Source organism: Actinocatenispora sera (assembly GCF_018324685.1).
In the GTDB taxonomy this organism is placed as follows: Bacteria; Actinomycetota; Actinomycetes; order Mycobacteriales; family Micromonosporaceae; genus Actinocatenispora; species Actinocatenispora sera.
The window spans coordinates 4,326,367-4,344,617 of sequence record NZ_AP023354.1 but is presented as its reverse complement, the minus strand read 5'-3'; the positions used below and the strand labels follow the sequence as shown (position 1 = coordinate 4,344,617).

At 72.8% G+C, this 18,251-nt stretch carries 17 protein-coding genes and 1 pseudogene; 5 read left to right on the top strand and 13 right to left on the bottom strand.

Annotated features, from left to right (window positions below; all coding sequences use genetic code 11):
* Positions 1-670 precede the first annotated feature (670 nt).
* The 3 genes and pseudogenes from Asera_RS20700 to Asera_RS20690 all read right to left on the bottom strand — a co-directional run bounded on the left by Asera_RS20700 (position 671) and on the right by Asera_RS20690 (position 3,313).
* Positions 671-1,525, bottom strand: a complete 855-nt coding sequence (locus Asera_RS20700) for a TrmH family RNA methyltransferase (RefSeq protein WP_425305949.1) — start codon at positions 1,523-1,525, stop codon at positions 671-673.
* A gap of 271 nt (positions 1,526-1,796) precedes the next feature.
* Positions 1,797-2,873, bottom strand: a pseudogene (locus Asera_RS20695) (SPFH domain-containing protein); the annotation flags it as partial.
* Entirely contained in the window at positions 2,873-3,313 is a 441-nt protein-coding gene (locus tag Asera_RS20690; RefSeq protein WP_030444562.1) for an NfeD family protein, read from the bottom strand. The gene Asera_RS20690 and the pseudogene Asera_RS20695, both read right to left, overlap by 1 nt.
* A 140-nt stretch (positions 3,314-3,453) precedes the next feature.
* Between Asera_RS20690 and Asera_RS20685 the strand changes: the two genes are divergently transcribed.
* On the top strand, positions 3,454-4,797 hold the full coding sequence (locus tag Asera_RS20685) for a serine hydrolase domain-containing protein (RefSeq protein WP_030444563.1): 1,344 nt from the start codon (positions 3,454-3,456) through the stop codon (positions 4,795-4,797).
* Positions 4,798-5,084: 287 nt separating this feature from the next.
* Complete coding sequence (locus tag Asera_RS20680; RefSeq protein ID WP_051801680.1) at positions 5,085-6,182, top strand: C40 family peptidase; 1,098 nt, start codon at positions 5,085-5,087, stop codon at positions 6,180-6,182.
* A 10-nt stretch (positions 6,183-6,192) separates the two neighbouring features.
* Here Asera_RS20680 and Asera_RS20675 read toward each other — a convergent pair whose 3' ends face one another.
* Positions 6,193-7,041, bottom strand: a complete 849-nt coding sequence (locus Asera_RS20675; RefSeq protein ID WP_051801682.1) for a DUF3097 domain-containing protein — start codon at positions 7,039-7,041, stop codon at positions 6,193-6,195.
* Positions 7,042-7,134: 93 nt separating this feature from the next.
* Here Asera_RS20675 and Asera_RS20670 point away from each other — a divergent pair, with 93 nt between their 5' ends.
* Positions 7,135-7,920 (top strand): hypothetical protein, encoded by a 786-nt coding sequence (locus Asera_RS20670; protein ID WP_030444566.1) that lies wholly within the window; start codon positions 7,135-7,137, stop codon positions 7,918-7,920.
* Between the two features lie 153 nt (positions 7,921-8,073).
* On the opposite strand, the gene Asera_RS20665 is transcribed toward Asera_RS20670, so the two are convergent.
* From Asera_RS20665 to Asera_RS20635, 7 genes are all read right to left on the bottom strand, one after another.
* The gene (locus tag Asera_RS20665) at positions 8,074-9,084 is read right to left on the bottom strand and encodes a ferrochelatase (protein WP_030444567.1); all 1,011 of its coding nucleotides are present in this window, start codon (positions 9,082-9,084) and stop codon (positions 8,074-8,076) included.
* A gap of 33 nt (positions 9,085-9,117) precedes the next feature.
* On the bottom strand, positions 9,118-9,888 hold the full coding sequence (gene fabI / locus Asera_RS20660; protein ID WP_030444568.1) for an enoyl-ACP reductase FabI: 771 nt from the start codon (positions 9,886-9,888) through the stop codon (positions 9,118-9,120).
* Positions 9,889-9,927: 39 nt separating this feature from the next.
* The gene (gene fabG / locus Asera_RS20655) at positions 9,928-10,632 is read right to left on the bottom strand and encodes a beta-ketoacyl-ACP reductase (protein WP_030444569.1); all 705 of its coding nucleotides are present in this window, start codon (positions 10,630-10,632) and stop codon (positions 9,928-9,930) included.
* A 164-nt stretch (positions 10,633-10,796) separates the two neighbouring features.
* Entirely contained in the window at positions 10,797-11,747 is a 951-nt protein-coding gene (locus Asera_RS20650; RefSeq protein ID WP_030444570.1) for a VWA domain-containing protein, read from the bottom strand.
* A gap of 120 nt (positions 11,748-11,867) precedes the next feature.
* Positions 11,868-12,809, bottom strand: coding sequence for a DUF58 domain-containing protein (locus Asera_RS20645; protein WP_030444571.1), 942 nt, complete (start codon positions 12,807-12,809; stop codon positions 11,868-11,870).
* An 82-nt stretch (positions 12,810-12,891) separates the two neighbouring features.
* Entirely contained in the window at positions 12,892-14,043 is a 1,152-nt protein-coding gene (locus Asera_RS20640) for an AAA family ATPase (RefSeq protein WP_084130923.1), read from the bottom strand.
* 555 nt (positions 14,044-14,598) lie between these two features.
* Entirely contained in the window at positions 14,599-15,207 is a 609-nt protein-coding gene (locus tag Asera_RS20635; protein WP_030444573.1) for a TetR/AcrR family transcriptional regulator, read from the bottom strand.
* Between the two features lie 103 nt (positions 15,208-15,310).
* On the opposite strand from Asera_RS20635, the gene Asera_RS20630 reads away from it, so the two are divergent.
* Positions 15,311-15,694 (top strand): nuclear transport factor 2 family protein, encoded by a 384-nt coding sequence (locus Asera_RS20630; protein WP_051801683.1) that lies wholly within the window; start codon positions 15,311-15,313, stop codon positions 15,692-15,694.
* Positions 15,695-15,740: 46 nt separating this feature from the next.
* Entirely contained in the window at positions 15,741-15,950 is a 210-nt protein-coding gene (locus Asera_RS20625) for a hypothetical protein (protein WP_030444575.1), read from the top strand.
* Between the two features lie 180 nt (positions 15,951-16,130).
* Here Asera_RS20625 and Asera_RS20620 read toward each other — a convergent pair whose 3' ends face one another.
* Both Asera_RS20620 and Asera_RS20615 read right to left on the bottom strand, forming a co-directional pair.
* Entirely contained in the window at positions 16,131-17,417 is a 1,287-nt protein-coding gene (locus tag Asera_RS20620; RefSeq protein WP_084130924.1) for a phosphatase PAP2 family protein, read from the bottom strand.
* A gap of 43 nt (positions 17,418-17,460) precedes the next feature.
* Positions 17,461-18,246: an SIR2 family NAD-dependent protein deacylase gene (locus tag Asera_RS20615; protein ID WP_051801686.1), complete on the bottom strand. Its 786-nt coding sequence runs from the start codon at positions 18,244-18,246 to the stop codon at positions 17,461-17,463.
* Positions 18,247-18,251 lie beyond the last annotated feature (5 nt).

Sequence of the window (18,251 nt, the reverse complement as noted above, 5' to 3'; positions counted from 1 at the left end):
GGGGACATTGGCGGAAAGGTACACCGGGGGTTGCGCCCCGGCACGGAGCAGTCGTTGTACCACTTCGGCAACAATCGACCGCCCAGGCAACGCCGCGACGCGCGAAGAGTTGGCTTCGTTCGCACCGCAGCCGGGCAGCACCGGCCGGGGAGTTTCGGCCAGCATGCCGTTGTCCGGCACGCGATCGGTGAGATCGGTGAAACGATGGCCGTTCGGACGCCACGACTGTGTCCGAACGGCGTCCTGCGCAGAGGTGATCCCCGGCCCGCGACGACGCCGCGACCGCGCAACCGTGCCCGGCCCGACCACGAGCGGGCGGGCTGGGCACCCGGCAGACCGGCGCCGCGTGGCGATCCGCCGGACCGCTGCGGACCGGACCGCCGTCGCAACGGCCGCACCGTCGACCCTCACCCAGCACCTCCCACCGATGTCGTCATCGGTTCACGCCCGACGGGGGGTGAGCGAACCGCGGTGTCCAGCAGTTCGCCGAGCCGGGACTGTGACGATTCTTATCTACGATCTCATGATGTCAAGTGCTCGAACGTAACGCTTTTCGATCAGACGTTGGCAAGGACTGCGCGCGACGTGCACGATCCGGCCTGAACGTACATATGCGGCGGCCGCAGTGGTCGGACCGACACGAGTCAACGTCGGCGGGTCCCCGCGCCGGTCAGTCGGTGCGGCACAGCTCCCAGCAGGCGACCGCGGCCGACGCGGCCACGTTGAGCGAATCGACCCCACCGCGCATCGGAATGCGCACCCGCACGTCACTGGCCGACAGCGCGGCACCGGACAGCCCCGGGCCCTCCGCACCGAACAGCAGGGCGGGCCGGCGGCGCTGCCCTTCGGTCAGGTCCTGCAGGCGGACCGCGTCCGGCGCCGGCGTCAGGGCGAGGACGGTGAACCCGGCCGCCCGCACCGCCGCGAGGCCGGTGGGCCAGGGCGTCAGGCGCGCGTACGGGACGGCGAACACCTCGCCCATGCTCACCCGCACGCTGCGCCGGTAGAGCGGATCGGCGCAGGACGGCGAGAGCAGTACCGCGTCCAGGCCGAGGCCGGCGGCGCCGCGGAAGACCGCTCCGACGTTGGTGTGGTTGTTGACGTCCTCGAGGATCAGCACCCGGCGCGCGCCGGCGAGCACCTGCTCGGCCGGCGGCAGCGGCCGGCGGTGGAACGAGGCGAGCACGCCCCGGTGCACGTGGAAACCGGTGACCGCCTCGAGCACGTCCTGCCCCGCGGTGTACACCGGCGAGTCGAGGGTCGCAGCGAGGTCGGCGACCTGCCCGTACCGCTTGGTGTCGACCAGGATCGACCTGGGCCGGTAGCCGGCCCGCAGCGCGCGGCGCAGCACGACCTCGCCCTCGGCGATGAACAGCCCGTGCGGCGGCTCGTACCGGGTGCGCAGCGCGACGTCGGTCAGTTCGCGGTAGTCGTCGAGTCGCGCGTCGGCGGCGTCGCCGACGGCGCTGTCGCCGGGCGCCGGAGCGGGCGGTTGCGCGTATGCCACGCGACGATTCAACCGCACCGCATCCGGCGCACCGACGAGGGAGTTACTGTCCGGCCGTCGGAGGCTGGCCGGACGAGCGGTACACCCCGGCTGCCGGCGGCGGGGTCTGGCCGGTCACCGGCTGCTGCGGTGCCGCCGGCGGCACCGGGCCCGACGAAGCCGGCGGTGCCGGCTGCTGCGGTGCAGCTGGCGGCGTCGCCTGCGCCGACGGAGCCGGCGGCGTGGCCTGCCCCGGCGGAGTCGCCGGAGCCGGAGCCGGCTCGCTTGCCGGCGCCGGGTCGGTCAGCCTGGAGGCTGGCACCGGTGCGGCCGGCAGCGCCGGCTGCTCGCTCTTGACGCCCTGATCGGGCCCGCTGACCTCCGCCGACGCCTCCGTTGCGGCCTCCGCGGCGGCCTGCGCCGCCTTCTCCGCCTCGGCCTCGGCCTCGGGCGCGAAGCCGGCGACCTCGTCGTCCGGCACGTACTCGGCGCTGGACTCGATGCCGTCGCTGCCCATCATCTTGCCGAACGCGCCGCCGAAGCCCTCCAACGCCTTGGTCAGCTCGGCCGGGATCACCCAGATCTTGTTCGACTGGCCGGCCGCGATCTGCGGGAGCGTCTGCAGGTACTGGTAGGCGAGCAGCTTCTGGTCCGGGTTGGCCCGGTGGATCGCGTCGGCGACCTGGCGGATCGCCTTCGCCTGGCCCTCGGCCTGCAGCACCCGGGACTCCCGGTCACCCTGGGCCCGCAGGATCGCCGACTGCTTCTCGCCCTCGGCGGTCAGGATCTGCGACTGCTTGTGCCCCTCGGCCGTCAGGATCGCCGCCCGGCGGTCCCGCTCGGCGCGCATCTGCTTCTCCATCGAGTCACGGATGCTCGGCGGCGGCTCGATCGCCTTGATCTCGACCCGGTTGACCCGGATCCCCCACTTGCCGGTGGCCTCGTCGAGCACCCCGCGCAGCTGCCGGTTGATGTCGTCCCGGCTGGTCAGGGTGCGCTCCAGGTCCATCGAGCCGATCACGTTACGCAACGTCGTGACGGTCAGCTGCTCGATGCCCTGCAGGAAGTTCGCGATCTCGTAGGTGGCGCGGGCCGGGTCGGTGATCTGGAAGTAGAGCACCGTGTCGATCGACACGACCAGGTTGTCGGAGGTGATCACCGGCTGCGGCGGGAAACTCACCACCTGCTCGCGCAGATCGACCTTGGTCCGCACCCGGTCGACGAACGGCGCGAGCAGGTTCAGGCCCGGCCCCAACGTCTTCAGGTACTTACCGAGTCGCTCCACGATGTATGCCTGTTGCTGCGGCACGATCCGCACCGAACGGATCAGCACGATCAGCACGATCAGCACGATGATGGCGACGATGACGCCGAGCACCGCGTCCATTACGGCATCCTCCACACCAGGGCGGTGGCGCCCTTGATCTTGATGATCTGCACCCGCTCACCGGGTTCGAATGTCTGCGTCGCGTCGAACGACCGGGCGGTCCACTCCTCGCCCTGGATCCGGACCAGGCCGTGGTGCTCGTCGACGCTCTCGAGCACCATCGCATCGGCGCCCTCCAGCGCCGCCACCCCCATCGGCTCGTGGTCCGAGCGCTCCGCCGAGGAGCGCTGGAAGCGGACGATCATCGGTCGCACCGCCGCCAGGGTCGCCGCCGTGACCAGGGCGAACACCAGGCCCTGCACCCACACCGGCGCACCGAGCGCGGCCGCCGCGGCCGCCGCGAAGGCGCCCGCGGCCACCATGATCGCCACGAAGCTCAGAGAAAAGGCCTCGGCGACGGCCAAGACCACACCGAGTGCCAACCATATGATCGCCGCCACAAGTCGATCGTGACATGCCCACGCACCTGATGACACCTTCGGCCCGCCGCGAACCGGTAACCGTTGGCCGATCGTGCCGTTCTCGACCGTGATAACGTCCGCCCGCCCGCCGTTGATCATGCCCCATACAGGAGGATTGCGTGGCTGTCGACCCGAACATCCGCCCCGGTACCGTCGCGCAGGTCGACGCCGCCGTCACCGCGGCGCAGGCCGCCGGCCGGGTGCCGTCGCTGATCGCCGGCGTCGTGCGGGACGGCGCACTGGTGCACGTTGCCGCCGCCGGCGAGACGCCCACGCCGACCGCGGACACCCAGTACCGGATCGGGTCGATCTCCAAGACGCTGACCGCCACGCTGGTGTTGCGGCTGCGCGACGCGGGCGGGCTCGCACTCGACGACCCGCTGGAGCGCCACCTGCCCGGTACGCCGGTCGGCCCGCTCACCGTGCGCCAGCTGCTCGGGCACGTGTCCGGGCTGCAGCGCGAGCCGGACGGCGAGTGGTGGGAGCGCTCCGCCGGCGGCGACGTGGACGCGCTGCTGGCCGGCCTGCACACCGGCAAGCTGGCTCGGCCGCCGTTCGCCGGCTACCACTACTCGAACCTCGCGTACGGGCTGCTCGGCGCGCTGCTGGAGCGGGCCACCGGGCGGCCGTGGTGGCAGCTGGTGCGCGAGCAGCTGTTGACGCCGCTGGGCATGACGCGCACCAGCTACCAGGCGACCGAGCCGTTCGCCCGCGGGTACGTGGTGCATCCCTGGGACGGCGTGCTGCGCGAGGAGCCGCGGCACGACGCCGGCGCGATGGCGCCGGCCGGCCAGCTGTGGAGCACGGTGACCGACCTCGCCCGGTGGGCCGGGTTCCTGGCCGACCCGGCGACGGCGGGCGGCGCGATCCTGTCCGCCTCGACCGGAGCCGAGATGACCGTGCCGGTCGCCATCAGCGACCTGGAGTCGTGGACCGCCGGCCACGGGCTCGGCGTGGAGCTGTGGCGCCGCGGCGAGCGGGTCTATCTCGGGCACACCGGCTCGATGCCCGGCTACCTCGCGGTGCTGGTCGCCCACCGGCGCAGCCGCACGGCCGTGGTGGCGTTCGCGAACGCGTACACGATGCTCGGTTCGGGCATGGGTAAGTTCGGCATCGACCTGCTGACCACGGTGCTGGACGCCGAGCCGAAACCGGAGCCGGTCACCGGCTGGCGGCCCGGCCTCGCGCCGCCGGCGGAGGTCGCGCCGCTGACCGGCCGCTGGTGGTGGATGGGCCGGGAGTACGAGGCGAGCTGGGCAGACGACGCGCTGGTGCTGCGGCCGGTGACGTTGCCCGCCGGTACCCCGTGGCGCTTCACCCGGGAGGCACCGGACGTGTGGCGCTGCCACACCGGGATGAACACCGGCGAGATCATGACCGTCCGGCGCGGCCCGGACGGCGCGGTCAGCGCCCTGGACATCGCCACGTTCGTGTTCCGGCGGGACGTGCTGCCGGCCGAGTGACCGCGGCGGTCAAGTCGGACCAACCGCGACGAGGTCGTGCAAACTGGTACCGGACACTCCGGACGGACGGGTGGCGACCGGGCGCGGTCTCGACACCCGATCGAGTTAACCTCGCCCGGTCCGTGGGTGCGTCGGTCGACATCACCCTTGACTGGTGCCACGTGCTCGCCTGGGAGGTGTCCGCAGTGCAGGCCGCTTCACCCCGTCAGCCGGCTTCGCGGCGTGTCCGGCGCCGCTGGCCGCAATCCGCCCGGCTGCCCCGGTCCGCGCTTCTCGTCGCCCTGGCCGTGCTGGCCGTTCTGTTCGCGCTGGTACCGGCCACCTCGGCGCCGGCCGCGCCCGGCGGCGTCCGGTCGACCGACGGCGTGGCGGCCCGGGTCGGGCAGCTCAGCGCGCAGCTGGCCCGGGCCGACGCCGACCTGCGCCAGGCGTCGGTGCGCGCGTCGGTGGCGATCGAGAAGTACGAGCGGGCCGCGGTGCGGCAGCGCAAGGCGGCCGACGCGCTCGCCGCCGCCCGGCGCAGGACCAGGTCGGCCGGCGACGCCGTCGACCGGCAGCAGGACCGGGTCGGCCTGATGGTGCGCCGCAACTACGAGCTCGGCGGGGTGCTGGGCACCACCGCGAGCGTGCTGGCGGGCGACCCGTCCGATCTGATCACCAACCTGGGCTACCTGCGCTACGTGGGCAACCGGCAGGCGGCCACGCTCAACCGGTACCGGCAGTCCAAGGGGCTCGCGGTGCTCGCCGAGGGCACCGCCCGCTCCGCGCTGAAGGCGGCGAACACCGCACGCCGGAAGGCGGCGAGCGCCAAGGCCGCCGCACAGCAGGCCGTCGACCAGCGGCACAAGCGGGTCGCGACGCTGAGCGCGCAGCGCGACAAGGTCCAGGGCCAGCTGGACTCGATCGAGGCGCACAACAAGTCGGTCCGGGCGGCTGCGACCGCCCGGGAGCGGCGGCAGGCCGCGGCGCGACGGCGCTCGGCGGCCACCGCGACCGAGGTCTCCGCATCGACCGGCGGCGGCGCCATGGTGGCGGTCCGCGCCGCGCTCGCCCAGCAGGGCAAGCCGTACGTGTGGGACGCGGCCGACCCGTCGGTCGGGTTCGACTGCTCCGGGCTCGCGCTCTACGCCTACCAACAGATCGGGATCGAGCTACCGCACTCGGCGGAGTACCAGTACCTGCAGGGCCGGCACGTGTCGTCGAACGCGCTGCGACCCGGCGACCTGCTGTTCTACTCGTACAACGGGCAGGTGTCGGGGATCCACCACGTCACCATGTACATCGGCAACGGGCAGATCGTGCAGGCCGCCGACTTCGGCATCCCGGTGCAGGTGGTGCCGGCGTACTTCAACTTCGGCTACATCGGCGCCACCCGGCTGGCCTGACCGGCGCCGCTCAGTCGGTCGGGGTGGTGACGAAGTCGATCAGGTGTTCGACGGCGCCCAGCAGCGGCGCCTCCACGTCGCGGTAGTCGCGCACCGAGGCGAGGATCCGGCGCCACAGCGCACCCGGGTCGCTGACCCCCAGCGCGGCGCAGACGCCCTCCTTCCAGGGCTGCCCCTTCGGTACCTCGGGCCACGCCCGGATGCCGACCTTCGCCGGCTTCACCGCCTGCCAGATGTCCACGTACGGGTGGCCGGTGACCAGCACGTACGGCGAGGTCACCTGCGCGACGATCCGGCTCTCCTTGCTGCCGGCAACCAGGTGGTCGACCAGCACGCCGAGCCGCCGGTCGGGGCCCGGCTCGAACTGCCCCACCGCACCGACCAGATCGTCCACCCCGGACAGCGGTTCGACCACGACACCCTCGACCCGCAGGTCGTCGCCCCAGATCTTCTCCACCAGCGCCGCATCGTGCAGGCCCTCCACCCAGATCCGGCTGGCCCGGGCCACCTTCGCCGGCGAGTCCGGTACCGCGATCGAGCCGGAGGCGGTGAGCCGGCGCACCGCGGGCGTCGCAGGCCGCGCCGGGCGGCGCAGCGTCACCACCTTGCCGTCGATCAGGAACCCGCCCGGCACCAGCGGAAACAGCCGCCGCCGGTTGTGCCGGTCGGCCAGCACCACCGCGTCGGCCTCGAACCCGACGACGGCGCCGCAGAAGCCGCCGTCGGCGTCCTCCACGACCAGCCCCGGCTCGGCGTCGACCACCGGCACCGTCCGGCGCCGGTTGCGGTCGCCCGCGAGCACGTCGGTGCCGTAACGGTCGGCCTGCCGGTCGTCCCGGCGGCGAAACGGACTGCGCACGTCGCGACCGTAACCGGCGGAGTGGATCCGGTCACGTCGGCACGCCGGGTACGTGGGCGGCAGCCGCCGGACGCTGCCTCTACCCTGGGAGGCATGTCCGCTGATCCGGTCCAGTCCGTGGCGACCAGTGTGCGGCCCACCGTGCGGCTCACCCCGTGGATCCGCTCGTGGCGGGCCGGGCTGGTGCCGTTCGACGACGCCGCCGTCGCGCTGGAGGACGGCACCGACCACGCGGTGCTGGACATGCCGGGCAGCGTCCGGGAGCAGACCCTGCGGGAGGCGTTGACCGCGCTGGCCAAGCTGCCACCCGAGCAGATCCGGCTGGTACTGCCGGCGCCCGGCGATCCGCGCGGCCTGCCCGGCCCCGGCGCCTTCACCTCCGCCGCGCTGCTCGCCGGCGAGGGGATCGTCGCCGGCGGCGTCGGCCTGGTCCCGGAGCCCCGGGAGTACACGTCCGGCTCCGGCGACACGTGGCTTGCGATCACCTGGCGCGGGTACGAGATCGCCCCCGGCGGTCTGCCGGCCGACCTGGTCACCCCGTCCGAGGCCGAAGCCGAGCTGGGGCTGGCGCTCGCGGCGTCCACCCAGGCGCTCGCCGAGCTGGACGTGGCGCGCTGGCGGCCGTCGCTCGCACCCGCGCTGACCGCGCTGCGCCGCGGTGGCGGCAGCGCCGACCTGCCCGCCGGGTACGACCCGCGCAGCCGCCGGCTCTATGCCCGGGCCGGAATGCTCGACCGGGTGTTGGCGCTCGCCGAGCACGACGAGCCGGGCGGTGCGATCAACGCGTACGAGGCGAACCAGCGGGCCGCCGCGCTGCGCCCGCTCGCCACGGCCTGTCGCCGCGCCCTCGTCGCCGCCTGCAACTCCCCCCTCCACTGACGGAGTGGATCAAGGGCTCCGCTCGTCGACCAAGGGGCCTCACGCGTTGATCAAGGGATCCGTACCCGGTGTCCCGCCAGAACGTGCCCAGATCCCTTGATCAACCGCCGGAGTGGCGCTGTCCGCGGCCTACCACCCCCGGTGCCCAGTGCGTCAGCGGCGGGGCGGCAGCGCGCAACAGCCGTCGGCGCAGGTGTCCCAGACCGGCAGTGTACCGAGGCGCCGACGCGGCGTCGCCGGGTCGATCCGCTCGGTGACCAGCTCGCGGATCATCGCGACGAACCGCGGGTCGGTCCCGGGCGTCGCGGCGCGGGCGTACCCCAGCCCGAGCCCCTTCGCGGTCTGGGCCGCCTCGTTGTCGAGGTCCCAGCGGACCTCCATGTGGTCGGAGACGAACCCGATCGGGCTGACCGCCACGTTCGCCACGCCCTGCGCCGCCAGCTCGGTCAGCCGGTCGTTGATGTCCGGTTCCAGCCACGGCACCTGCGGCGGGCCGGACCGCGACTGCCAGACCAGCTCGTACGGCACGTCGACGCCGGCCCGGTCGGCCACCAGGCCGGCCAGCTCGGTGAGCTGCTCGGTGTAGCGGTGCCCGGTCGGGCCCGCGGTGCGGTCCATCGCCAGCGGTACCGAGTGGGCGGTGAACAGCACCCGGGTCTGGCCCGCCGGCAGCGTCGCGAGCGCCGAACGCAGCGCGTCCGCGTGCGGCTCGACGAACCCGGGGTGATCGTAGAACTGGCGCAGCTTGTCGATCGCCGGCGCGCCCGGGCCGACCTTGGCCCGGGCCGCGACGATGTCCTCCAGGTACTGCCGGCAGGAGGAGTACGAGCCGAACGCGCTGGTGGCGAACGCGAGCGCGTGCCGCACCCCGTCGTCGCGCATCCGGGCCACGGTGTCGGCGAGGTACGGGTCCCAGTTGCGGTTGCCCCAGTAGATCGGCAGGTCGATGCCGTGCGCGCCGAACTCGACCCGGATCGCGTCGAGCAGGTCGCGGCACCGCTGGTTGATCGGCGAGACACCGTTGAAGTGCAGGTAGTGCTCGGCGACCTCGGCCAGCCGGGCGTCCGGGACGCCGCGGCCGGCGGTCACGTTGCGCAGGAACGGCATGACGTCGTCGGGGCCCTCCGGGCCACCGAACGACAGCAACAGGAAGGCGTCGTACACGCCTCTATCTTCTACTACCGGTAGATGGCAGCCTCAGGCGCCCACCGCGTGGAAGCCACCGTCGACGTGGATGACCGTCCCGGTGGTGGCGGGGAACCAGTCGGACAGCAGCGCGCAGATCGCCCGGCCGGCCGCGTCGGTGTCGGTCAGGTCCCAGCCCAGCGGCGCCCGTTCGACCCACTTGTCCTCGAACTGCTCGAAGCCCGGGATCGACTTCGCCGCCATGGTGCGCAGCGGGCCGGCCGACACCAGGTTGGACCGGATCCCCTGCTTGCCCAGGTGCAGCGCCAGGTAGCGGCTCGCCGACTCCAGGCCCGCCTTCGCCACGCCCATCCAGTCGTACACCGGCCAGGCCAGCGTCGCGTCGAACGTCAGCCCGACGATCGAGGAGCCGCGTCCCAGCAACGGCAGGCACGCCGTCGCGAGCGCCTTGTACGAGTAGGTGGAGATCTGCACCGCGGTGGCGACGTCGTCCCACTCCGCGTTGAGGAACTCGCCGCCCAACACCGACTGCGGCGCGAACCCGATCGAGTGCACCACCCCGTCGAGCCCGTCGACCTGCTCGCGCACCCGGTCGGCGAGCCCGGCGAGGTGCTCGGCGTTGCTCACGTCCAGCTCGATGATCTCGCCCACCGGCTTCGGCAGCCGCTTGGCGATCCGCTCCACCAGCGACATCCGCCCGTACCCGGTGAGCACGACCTGCGCGCCCTGCTCCTGGGCCAGCTTCGCCGCCGAGAACGCGATCGACTGGTCGGTCAGCACGCCGGTGATCAGCAGCCGCTTGCCGTCGAGAAGTCCACTCACGCTTGTCGTCTCCTAGCTCGTGTGCTCGGGCTCGGGTGGTCAGTGGCCCATGCCGAGGCCGCCGTCGACCGGCAGGACCGCGCCGGTGATGTAGCCGGCCTCGTCGGAGGCGAGGAAGCCGACCGCCGCGGCGACCTCGTCCGCCTGCGCGAACCGGCCACCCGGGATCTCACCGAGGATCTGCTTGCGCCGCGCCTCCGGCAGCTCGGCGGTCATGTCGGTCTCGATCATTCCGGGCGCGACCACGTTCGCGGTGATGTTGCGCGAGCCCAACTCGCGGGTGATCGAGCGGGCCAGCCCGACCAGGCCGGCCTTGCTCGCCGCGTAGTTCGTCTGGCCCGGGTTGCCGGACAGCCCGGCCACCGAGGAGATGAAGATCATCCGGCCCCAGCGGGCCCGCAGCATCTTCGTCGCGGCCCGCTTCGCGCACCGCCACGACCCGGCCAGGTTGGTCTCCAGCACCGAGGAGAACTGCTCCTCGCTCATCCGCAGCAGCAGCGTGTCGGCAGTGATGCCGGCGTTGGCCACCAGCACCTCGACCGGCCCCAGCTCCGCCTCGATCTGGCCGAACGCGGCGTCCACCTGCTCCGGGTCGGTGATGTCGCAGCGCACCCCGTACAGCCCGGCCGGCACCTCGCTGCCGCGGTGGGTGACCGCGACCCGGTCACCCTGCTTCGCGAACCGCTGCGCGATGGCCAGGCCGATCCCGCGATTGCCACCGGTGACCAGGACGGTACGAGGCATCTGCACTCCCTGTTGCGATCCTCGCCGGCCGCGAACAGCCGGCGCCTGCCATCTCGCCGGCCGCGAGCGGCCAGCGCTGCCATCTCGCCGGCCGTGAGCGGCCGGGCACGGCACCAGAGACTACCGTCGGGCCTCGCCCACCGGCCGGGCGAGGTCGGCCACCGTCACGGCATCCGGGACGACCACAGCAGGCTCATCGCCGCCGCCGCCAGCCCGAACAGCAACCCGAACCCGATGTACCACTGGGCGATCTCCTTCGCCATCGTGCGATGGCCGATCGACGAGCCCATGTCCTGGTACACCTGCTTGAGCTCGGTGGCACTCGCCGCCGCGTAGTAGTGGCCCTTGGTCATGTCGGCGAGCTTGTGCAGCGACTGCTTGTCCACCGGTACCGGGGTGGTCTGGCCGCCGATCGACACGTGCCCGTGGTCGGTGCCGAACGCGATCGTGGACACCGGGACGTTCGCCGCCGACGACGCCTTACCGGCGTCCTCGATGGTGCGGCCGTACGTGCGGAAGCCGTCCGACAGCAACACGATCCGGGCCGGCGGCGCACCGGACGCGCCGTCCGCCGGCACCGCGGCGATCGCCTGCAGCGAGGTGAACACCGCCTCGCCGGTGGCCGTCGACTCGGCCAACCGCAGCCCGTTGATCGCCGAGTACACCTGGTCGCGGTCCTTGGTCGGGGAAGCCACCACGTTCGCCGCCTTCGCGAACGAGACCACGCCGACGTTGAAGTTGCGCGGCAACTGCTTGACGAAGTCCTTCGCCGCGGACTGCGCGGCGCGCAGCCGGTTCGGCGCGACGTCGGTCGCCTCCATCGACAGCGACACGTCGATGGCGAGGATGACGGTGGCCCGCTCCATCGGCTGCTGCACGTCCACCGCCGGCCGGGCCATCCCCAGCGCCAGCGCCAGCAGCGACAGCACCAGCGCGCCGGCCGAGGCGTGCCGGCGCCAGCCGATCCCCCGCGGCGTCAGGCGCTGCAGCAGCTCCAGGTTGGAGAACCGCATCGCGAACGAGCGGCGGTGCAACTGCACCCACACGTACACCCCGGCCAGGGCCAGCACCGGGATGATGGCGAGCAGCCACCACGGCGACAGGAAGCGGATCATGCGGTGCCCCCGCGGAAGTGTGAAGCGAACCGGAACGGTGTCGTGCGGTGCCTCATGCGCGGCCCCCGCGGAAGAGCGAAACGGGGCGAAGCGGTGTGCCGTCCCCGCGAAGTCGGTCGGTCATCGGGTCGTCCCCCTCGTCCGGGCGTGCCGCTGCGCGGCCACGAACCGAACGATGTCCAGCAGCCAGTCGGAGTCGGTACGCAGCCGCAGATGGCCGACGCCGGCGTGCCGCAACGCCGCCGAGATCGCCGCGCGCTGCTCGCTCGCCGCCGCCGCGTACCGGGCCCGGACCGCCGGCGTGGTCTGCACCTCGTGCACCAGGCCGGTCTCCGGATCGACCAGTTCCAGCACGCCCACGTCGGGCAGTTCCAGCTCGCGCGGATCCAGCACCTCGACCGCCAGCACGTCGTGCCGCACCGCGAGGCGGCGCAGCGGCCGCTCCCAGCCGGTCGGAGCGAGGAAGTCGGAGATCACCACGGCCATCCCGCGCCGCCGCGGCGGCCGGTTCAGCGCGTCGATCAGCGCGGCCAGGTCGGTGCGCCCACCCGCCGCCGGCCGCTCGGTACGCGCCACGCTGCGCAGCAACGTCTGCGCGCCGCGCCGGCCGGGCCGCGCCGGCACCCGGTAGGTGTTCGAGCCGGTCCCGACCACCGCGCCGATCCGGTTCCCGCCGCGCACCGTCAGGTGCGACATCGCCGCCACCGCGGCGAGCGCGAGGTCACGTTTCAGGCAGTCCGCGGTACCGAAGTCCAGGCTCGCCGACAGGTCGACCGCCAGCCACGTCTCCAGTTCCCGGTCGACGATCGTCTGGCGCACGTGCGGCACCGTGGTCCGTGCGGTGACCGGCCAGTCCATCCGCCGCACGTCGTCGCCCGGCCGGTACTCCCGGGACTCTCCCGGCTCCGTGCCCGGCCCCGGCAGCAGGCCCAGGTAGTCACCCTGCAGCAGGCCGTCCAGCTTACGAGTCACCAGCAGCTGCAGCCGGGACAGCGTCACCTCGGAGCGGCCCACGTCCAGCTGCGGCGAGGCGACCCGCTCCCGGGTCGAGTGCCGTCGCAGCCGCCCCAGCGCGGCCAGGCTCCCCCGACTCACCCCGACTCACCCACCACCGGTGCGCGCGACCTCGCCCTCGAAACTGGTGTCACAGGCCACGCCCCGGCTGCGGCCAGGCACCGGCCGGCTGCGGCGCGCTGGAGGCCGGCGCGGCACTCGCCGGGGCATCCGCGTTCTGCCGCGGCGCCACCGTCGGCAGCGGCACGGTGGCGAGCACCCGGTCGACGATCTGCTCCGCCGGAATGCCGTCCGCCAGCGCGTCGTACGACAGCACCAGCCGGTGCCGCAGGATGTCCGGCGCAATGTCCTGGATGTCCGCCGGCAGCGCGTAGTCGCGGCCACGCAGCAGCGCCAGCGCCCGCGCCGCCCGCACGATGCCCAGCGACGCGCGCGGACTCGCGCCGTACTGCACCAGACCGGCGACATCGGGCATGCCGTACTCGGCGGGGGTACGGGTCGACAGCACCAGCCGCACCGCGTAGTCGACCAGCGCGTTGTGCACGAACACCTCGTCGGCCTTCGCCTGCAGGCCGATCAGGTCACTGGTGGAGAACACCGCGGTCGGCTCCGGCGTCGACACACCGACCCGGTAGACGATCTCCCGCTCCTCCACGTCGGTCGGGTAACCGACCTGGATCTTCAGCAGGAAGCGGTCGCGTTGCGCCTCGGGCAGCGGGTACACACCCTCCTGCTCGATCGGGTTCTGGGTGGCCATCACCAGGAACGGATGCGGCACCTCGTGCGTCTCGCCGCCGATCGACACCTGCTGCTCGGCCATGACCTCCAGCAGCGCCGACTGCACCTTCGCCGGCGCCCGGTTGATCTCGTCGGCGAGCAGGAAGTTGACGAACACCGGACCCAGCTCGACATCGAACTTCTCGCTGCCCTGCCGGTAGATCCGGGTGCCCACCACGTCGGCCGGCACCAGATCCGGAGTGAACTGGATGCGCGCGAACGAACCGCCGACCACCTTGGCCAACGTCTCCACCGCGAGCGTCTTCGCGACCCCCGGCACGCCCTCGATCAGGCAGTGCCCGCGGGCGAGCAACGAGACGAACATCCGCTCGATCATCCGGTCCTGCCCGACGATCACCCGCTTGACCTCGAACAGCGCCTTCTCGAGCAGGGTCGCATCCTGAGCTGGTGTGGTCTGCTGGGCCACCTGACCTCCACGGCACGTCACCGACTGCGCTTCGCCGCCGCCGCCCCCGGCGCCCGGCCGCCACCCATCGTCGCGCATCCTTGCGAGTCCAAGCCTCCCACGACAGGCTGGGTACGCGCTGGGCGGGTGCGCGCGCACCACCCCCCACCGTTGCGCTGCGATACCGCTCCACACCCGTACGCCATCACGGTGAAGAACACGCCGAAATCACTACGGACGGCCGTCCTGTCGGGTAGACAACCGCCTCTGCCTCGTGTGTACCATTGCACCGTCGCCGGGCGGCTTCCCCCGTGGTCGCCCGGCGGCTTCATCCCTCGGTGTTTCCTGCTCGCCGCTGCGCGGGCTCGCCCGGGGGATTTCGCATGCTTCCTGGGGGCGCAGCCCCCAGACCCCGCGCCGGACGGGGCTTCGCCCCCCGGCACCCCCCACACCTCCCCCACCGCAGCATGGGCGGGAACCTCACCATTTAGCGGGCCCACACCGCTCGGTACTTCTCGATTCCTCGGTGCTTCCTGCTCGCCGCTGCGCGGGCTCGGGCCGGGGGATTTCGCATGCTTGCTGCGGGCGCAGCCCCCAGAGCCCGCGCACCGGGCGGGTGCTCGCCTTTCTCGGTCGGCGGCGGCAGCGGGACGATCAGCGGGCGGGGAGGCCGACGAGGCGGGTGAGGAAGCGGTCGATCTGGGCGTCCAGCGGCGGCCAGTCGAGTTGCGGTTGGCTCAACCGCAACGCCACCGCCCCGTGTACCGCGGCGCGCAGGTCCAGGGCGACCAGCTCGGCGTCACCCTCGGGCGCGACACCGGCGTCCATGCAACGGCGCACGGCCGCCGTGGTCGCGTCGGCGACCTCGGCGCGAAACGCCATCTCGGGGCGACGGTTGACCGCGCTCTCGTGCAGTACCCGGTAGAGGCCCGGGTGGTGACGCGACCAGGTGCCGAGGACGAGCACCCGGGCGCGCAGCTGCTCGGCCGGGTCGTCGCTGCCGGCGGCGGCCTGGTCGGCGGCGCGCATCAGCTCGTCGTGGCAGCGGCGCAGGGTGGCCAGCACCAGCGCATCGCGGTCGGCGAAGTGCAGGTAGACCGAGGTCGCCGCGGTGCCGACCGCGCGGGCCACGGCGCGCATCGACAGCGCTTCGTCGTCGCCCAGCTCGTCGAGCAGCGCCAGGGTGGCGTCGATGATCTCGGCCCGCAGCCGGTCGCCCTGCCCGCGCGGGTTGCGGCCGCGCGGCGTCGCTTGCGTACCCATGGCCGACAGCTTAACTGAACACCTGTAACTGAACACTTGTATCTGTACGACTGTAGCGTTATGGTCTTGACACTACAGCCGTACAGAGACAAGGAGCGTGCCGATGTCCTCGGTGCAGGAACGAAACAAGCAGACGGTGCTGGCCTTCTACGAGGCGGCGATCAACCGCAAGGACGCCGACGCCGCGGTCCAGCTGGTCGGCGACCGGTACGTGCAGCACAACCCGCGGATCGCCGACGGCGTCGACGGGCTGCGGGCCTTCGTCGCCGAGCTGCGGGAGACCTTCCCGCAGCTGCACGCCGAGGTACGCAGCCTGCTCGCGGACGGCGACCGCGTCGTCGGCCACGTGTACGGGGTGCGGGTACCGGGCCAGCCCGGTACCGCCATCATCGACATCTTCCGGCTCGACGACGGCAAGCTGGTCGAGCACTGGGACGTGATGCAGCCCATCCCGGCGGAGTCGGCCAACGACAACGGGATGTTCTGACCGCCCGGCGCGCCCTCGCTCCCCGGTCGGGTGGCAGGCTGACCGGGTGGGTGGTGATCAGGTACCGGTGCAGTGTTCGGCGAAGGGGTGCCGGCGCTCGGCACGGTGGCAGCTGCGGTGGAGCAATCCGCGGATCCATTCCGGCGACCGGCGCAAGACGTGGCTGGCCTGCGACGAGCACCGCGGGTCGTTGAGCGAGTTCCTGTCGGCGCGCGACTTCCTGCGCGAGGTCGTCCCGATGGACGCCGACGGCTGATCGCCGGCGCCACTGCCGACGACGGCGGCGAACCGCCGCGCAGCCACCGGGCCCAGCGCGGGCCGACGGCGGGTCGCCGCGCCAGCCCGGGCCGCCGGTGGGCGGCCGCGCCGACCGCGGCCGGCGGCGGGCCGCCGAAGCGACCCGGGCAACCTGCGGGGCGCCGGTCCAACCGCCGGGTCAGCCGCGGGCGGGCGGGCCGCTGACGGGCGCGCCGGCCGCTTCCGGTTCGGCGGTCGACGTCGCCCCGGCAGCCGGCTCGGTACCGCCGGGGCGCTGCGCCGCGGTCTCACCGTCACGGCGTTCGGCGGATCCGACGCCGATCGGCTCGACCCGACTGCCGACCGGCCCGACATCGATCGCCTCGATGGCTTGGTCCGGGTCGACCGCCGCGCCGCTGGCCCCGTCGGTAGGCACGTCGACCGACCCGACGCTCGCGCCGCCGGCCGGGTCGAGTCGCGCGGCGTCGATCGGGGCGGTCGCGGCGGCGCGGCGGGCGCGGCGGCGGCGCCACAGGCGTTCGCCGACGGAGACGAGCACGAAGCTGGCCAGCACGTACAGGGCGCCGACGATCATGTCGGTGACGTGGTGCTCACCGCAGTAGCTGAGGGTGAACGCCATCGCGAGCGGGTACAGCGCGAGCAGCGGGATCCACCGTTTGCGCAGCCGGGTCATGAAGAAGCCGGCGACGCACAGGGAGAACGCGAAGTGCAGCGACGGCATCGCGGCCACCGGATTGGCGCCGAGTTGCGCGTGGTTGAGCATGTTGCCGGCGCCGTGCAGCCCGATCGCGTTGAAGCCACGCGACGACAGCCGCGCCACGGGCTCGATCAGCCCGTACTTGGCGGCCCACCACGGCGGCGCCGCCGGCCACAGGATGTAGGTGGACACCCCGGCGAAGGTCAGCAGCATCCACCGGCGCATGAACGCGCCCCAGGCGGCCCGGTTCCGCAGCCACAGCACCGCCGCCACGATGTAGACGGTGAGGAAGTGGGAGAAGTACACGAAGCTGACGCCGACGTCCCACGGGTAGATGTGGTTCGGGTCGTACAGGTGCTGCTGCAGCCACACCGTCGGGATGACGCCGAACAGCGCGCGGTCGATCGTGAGCATCTCGTAGACATGCGGCACCGTGGTCGACGTGTACGCCCAGCCGCGGCTGTAGCTGTAGAGCACCAGGAACACCAGCACCGGCAGCCAGTCGCGCAGGAACCGCAGATGGTGGGTCCAGTGCCGGCCGTTGTTCCAGCCGATGGTCAGCACCCACAGCCAGATGCTGGCGAGGACCGGGTCGGTCGGCAGGCCGACCGTGACGCACCAACCGACGAACAGCAGGCCGACGACCGTCAACCCGATGATCCGGCGCCGGCGGCTGGTTCCGTCCGGCTTCGGCGTTTCGGGACGCGGTGCCGGCGGGCCGGCCGAGTCACCTGCATCGGCCCGTGCCGAGATCGGCGGCTGCGTCATCGGCGACCCCCATCACCCTGTTACGTCGCGTGGTCGGATCAGATTAGCCGTTGGCCCGAAGCACCTCGCGCACGAGCGCCGGTACGACGACGCCGATGGGCGCGGCGAACCGTCGCGCGGCGATCTCGTCGTACGGGGTGGGCTCGGCGTTGACGATCACGATCCGGGCGCCGGCCGCCGCGGCGAGATCGACCAGGCCGGCGGCCGGATGCACGGTCAGCGAGGTGCCGATGGCGACGAACACGTCGGCGGCGGCCGCGGCGGCGGTGGCGGTGGACAGCACCGAGCGGTCCAGCTGCTGGCCGAACGCGATGGTGGCCGCCTTCTGCACGCCGCCGCACGCGGTACAGGCCGGGTCGGGGTCACCGGAGGCCACCCGGTCGAGTACCTCGGTCATCGGCACCCGCCGTTCGCACTGCAGGCACTCGGCCTGGTAGAGGGTGCCGTGCAGCTCGATGACGCGGCCCGGATCGGCACCGGCGCGCTGGTGCAGGCCGTCGATGTTCTGGGTGATGGTCGCCCACAGGCGGCCGGCGCGTTCCAGCTCGACCAGGGCGAGGTGCGCGGCGTTCGGGGTGGCGCGCCAGGCCGGATTGTCCCGTCTGGACAGCCAGGCGCGGCGCCGCACGTCCTCGTCGGCCAGGTAGTCGGGCAGCGACACCAGCCCGACCGCCGCCGGGTCGCGGGTCCAGACGCCGTCCGGGCCGCGGAAGTCGGGAATGCCGGATTCCGTGGAGATGCCGGCGCCGGTCAACACGGTGACCCGGCCAGCGGCACGTAACCAGCCGGCCGTCTCCTCGATCGCCGTGTCGCTCAGCTCCGGCCGCATCGGCC

Excerpts from the sequence above, each read along its gene's own strand:
- Asera_RS20670 (WP_030444566.1), top strand. The coding sequence starts at position 7,135 with ATGTCCGCTGATCCGGTCCAGTCCGTGGCGACCAGTGTGCGGCCCACC.
- fabG (WP_030444569.1), bottom strand. The coding sequence starts at position 10,632 with ATGCCTCGTACCGTCCTGGTCACCGGTGGCAATCGCGGGATCGGCCTG.
- Asera_RS20650 (WP_030444570.1), bottom strand. The coding sequence starts at position 11,747 with ATGATCCGCTTCCTGTCGCCGTGGTGGCTGCTCGCCATCATCCCGGTG.
- Asera_RS20640 (WP_084130923.1), bottom strand. The coding sequence starts at position 14,043 with ATGCGCGACGATGGGTGGCGGCCGGGCGCCGGGGGCGGCGGCGGCGAA.
- Asera_RS20635 (WP_030444573.1), bottom strand. The coding sequence starts at position 15,207 with ATGGGTACGCAAGCGACGCCGCGCGGCCGCAACCCGCGCGGGCAGGGC.
- Asera_RS20630 (WP_051801683.1), top strand. The coding sequence starts at position 15,311 with ATGTCCTCGGTGCAGGAACGAAACAAGCAGACGGTGCTGGCCTTCTAC.
- Asera_RS20620 (WP_084130924.1), bottom strand. The coding sequence starts at position 17,417 with ATGACGCAGCCGCCGATCTCGGCACGGGCCGATGCAGGTGACTCGGCC.
- Asera_RS20615 (WP_051801686.1), bottom strand. The coding sequence starts at position 18,246 with ATGCGGCCGGAGCTGAGCGACACGGCGATCGAGGAGACGGCCGGCTGG.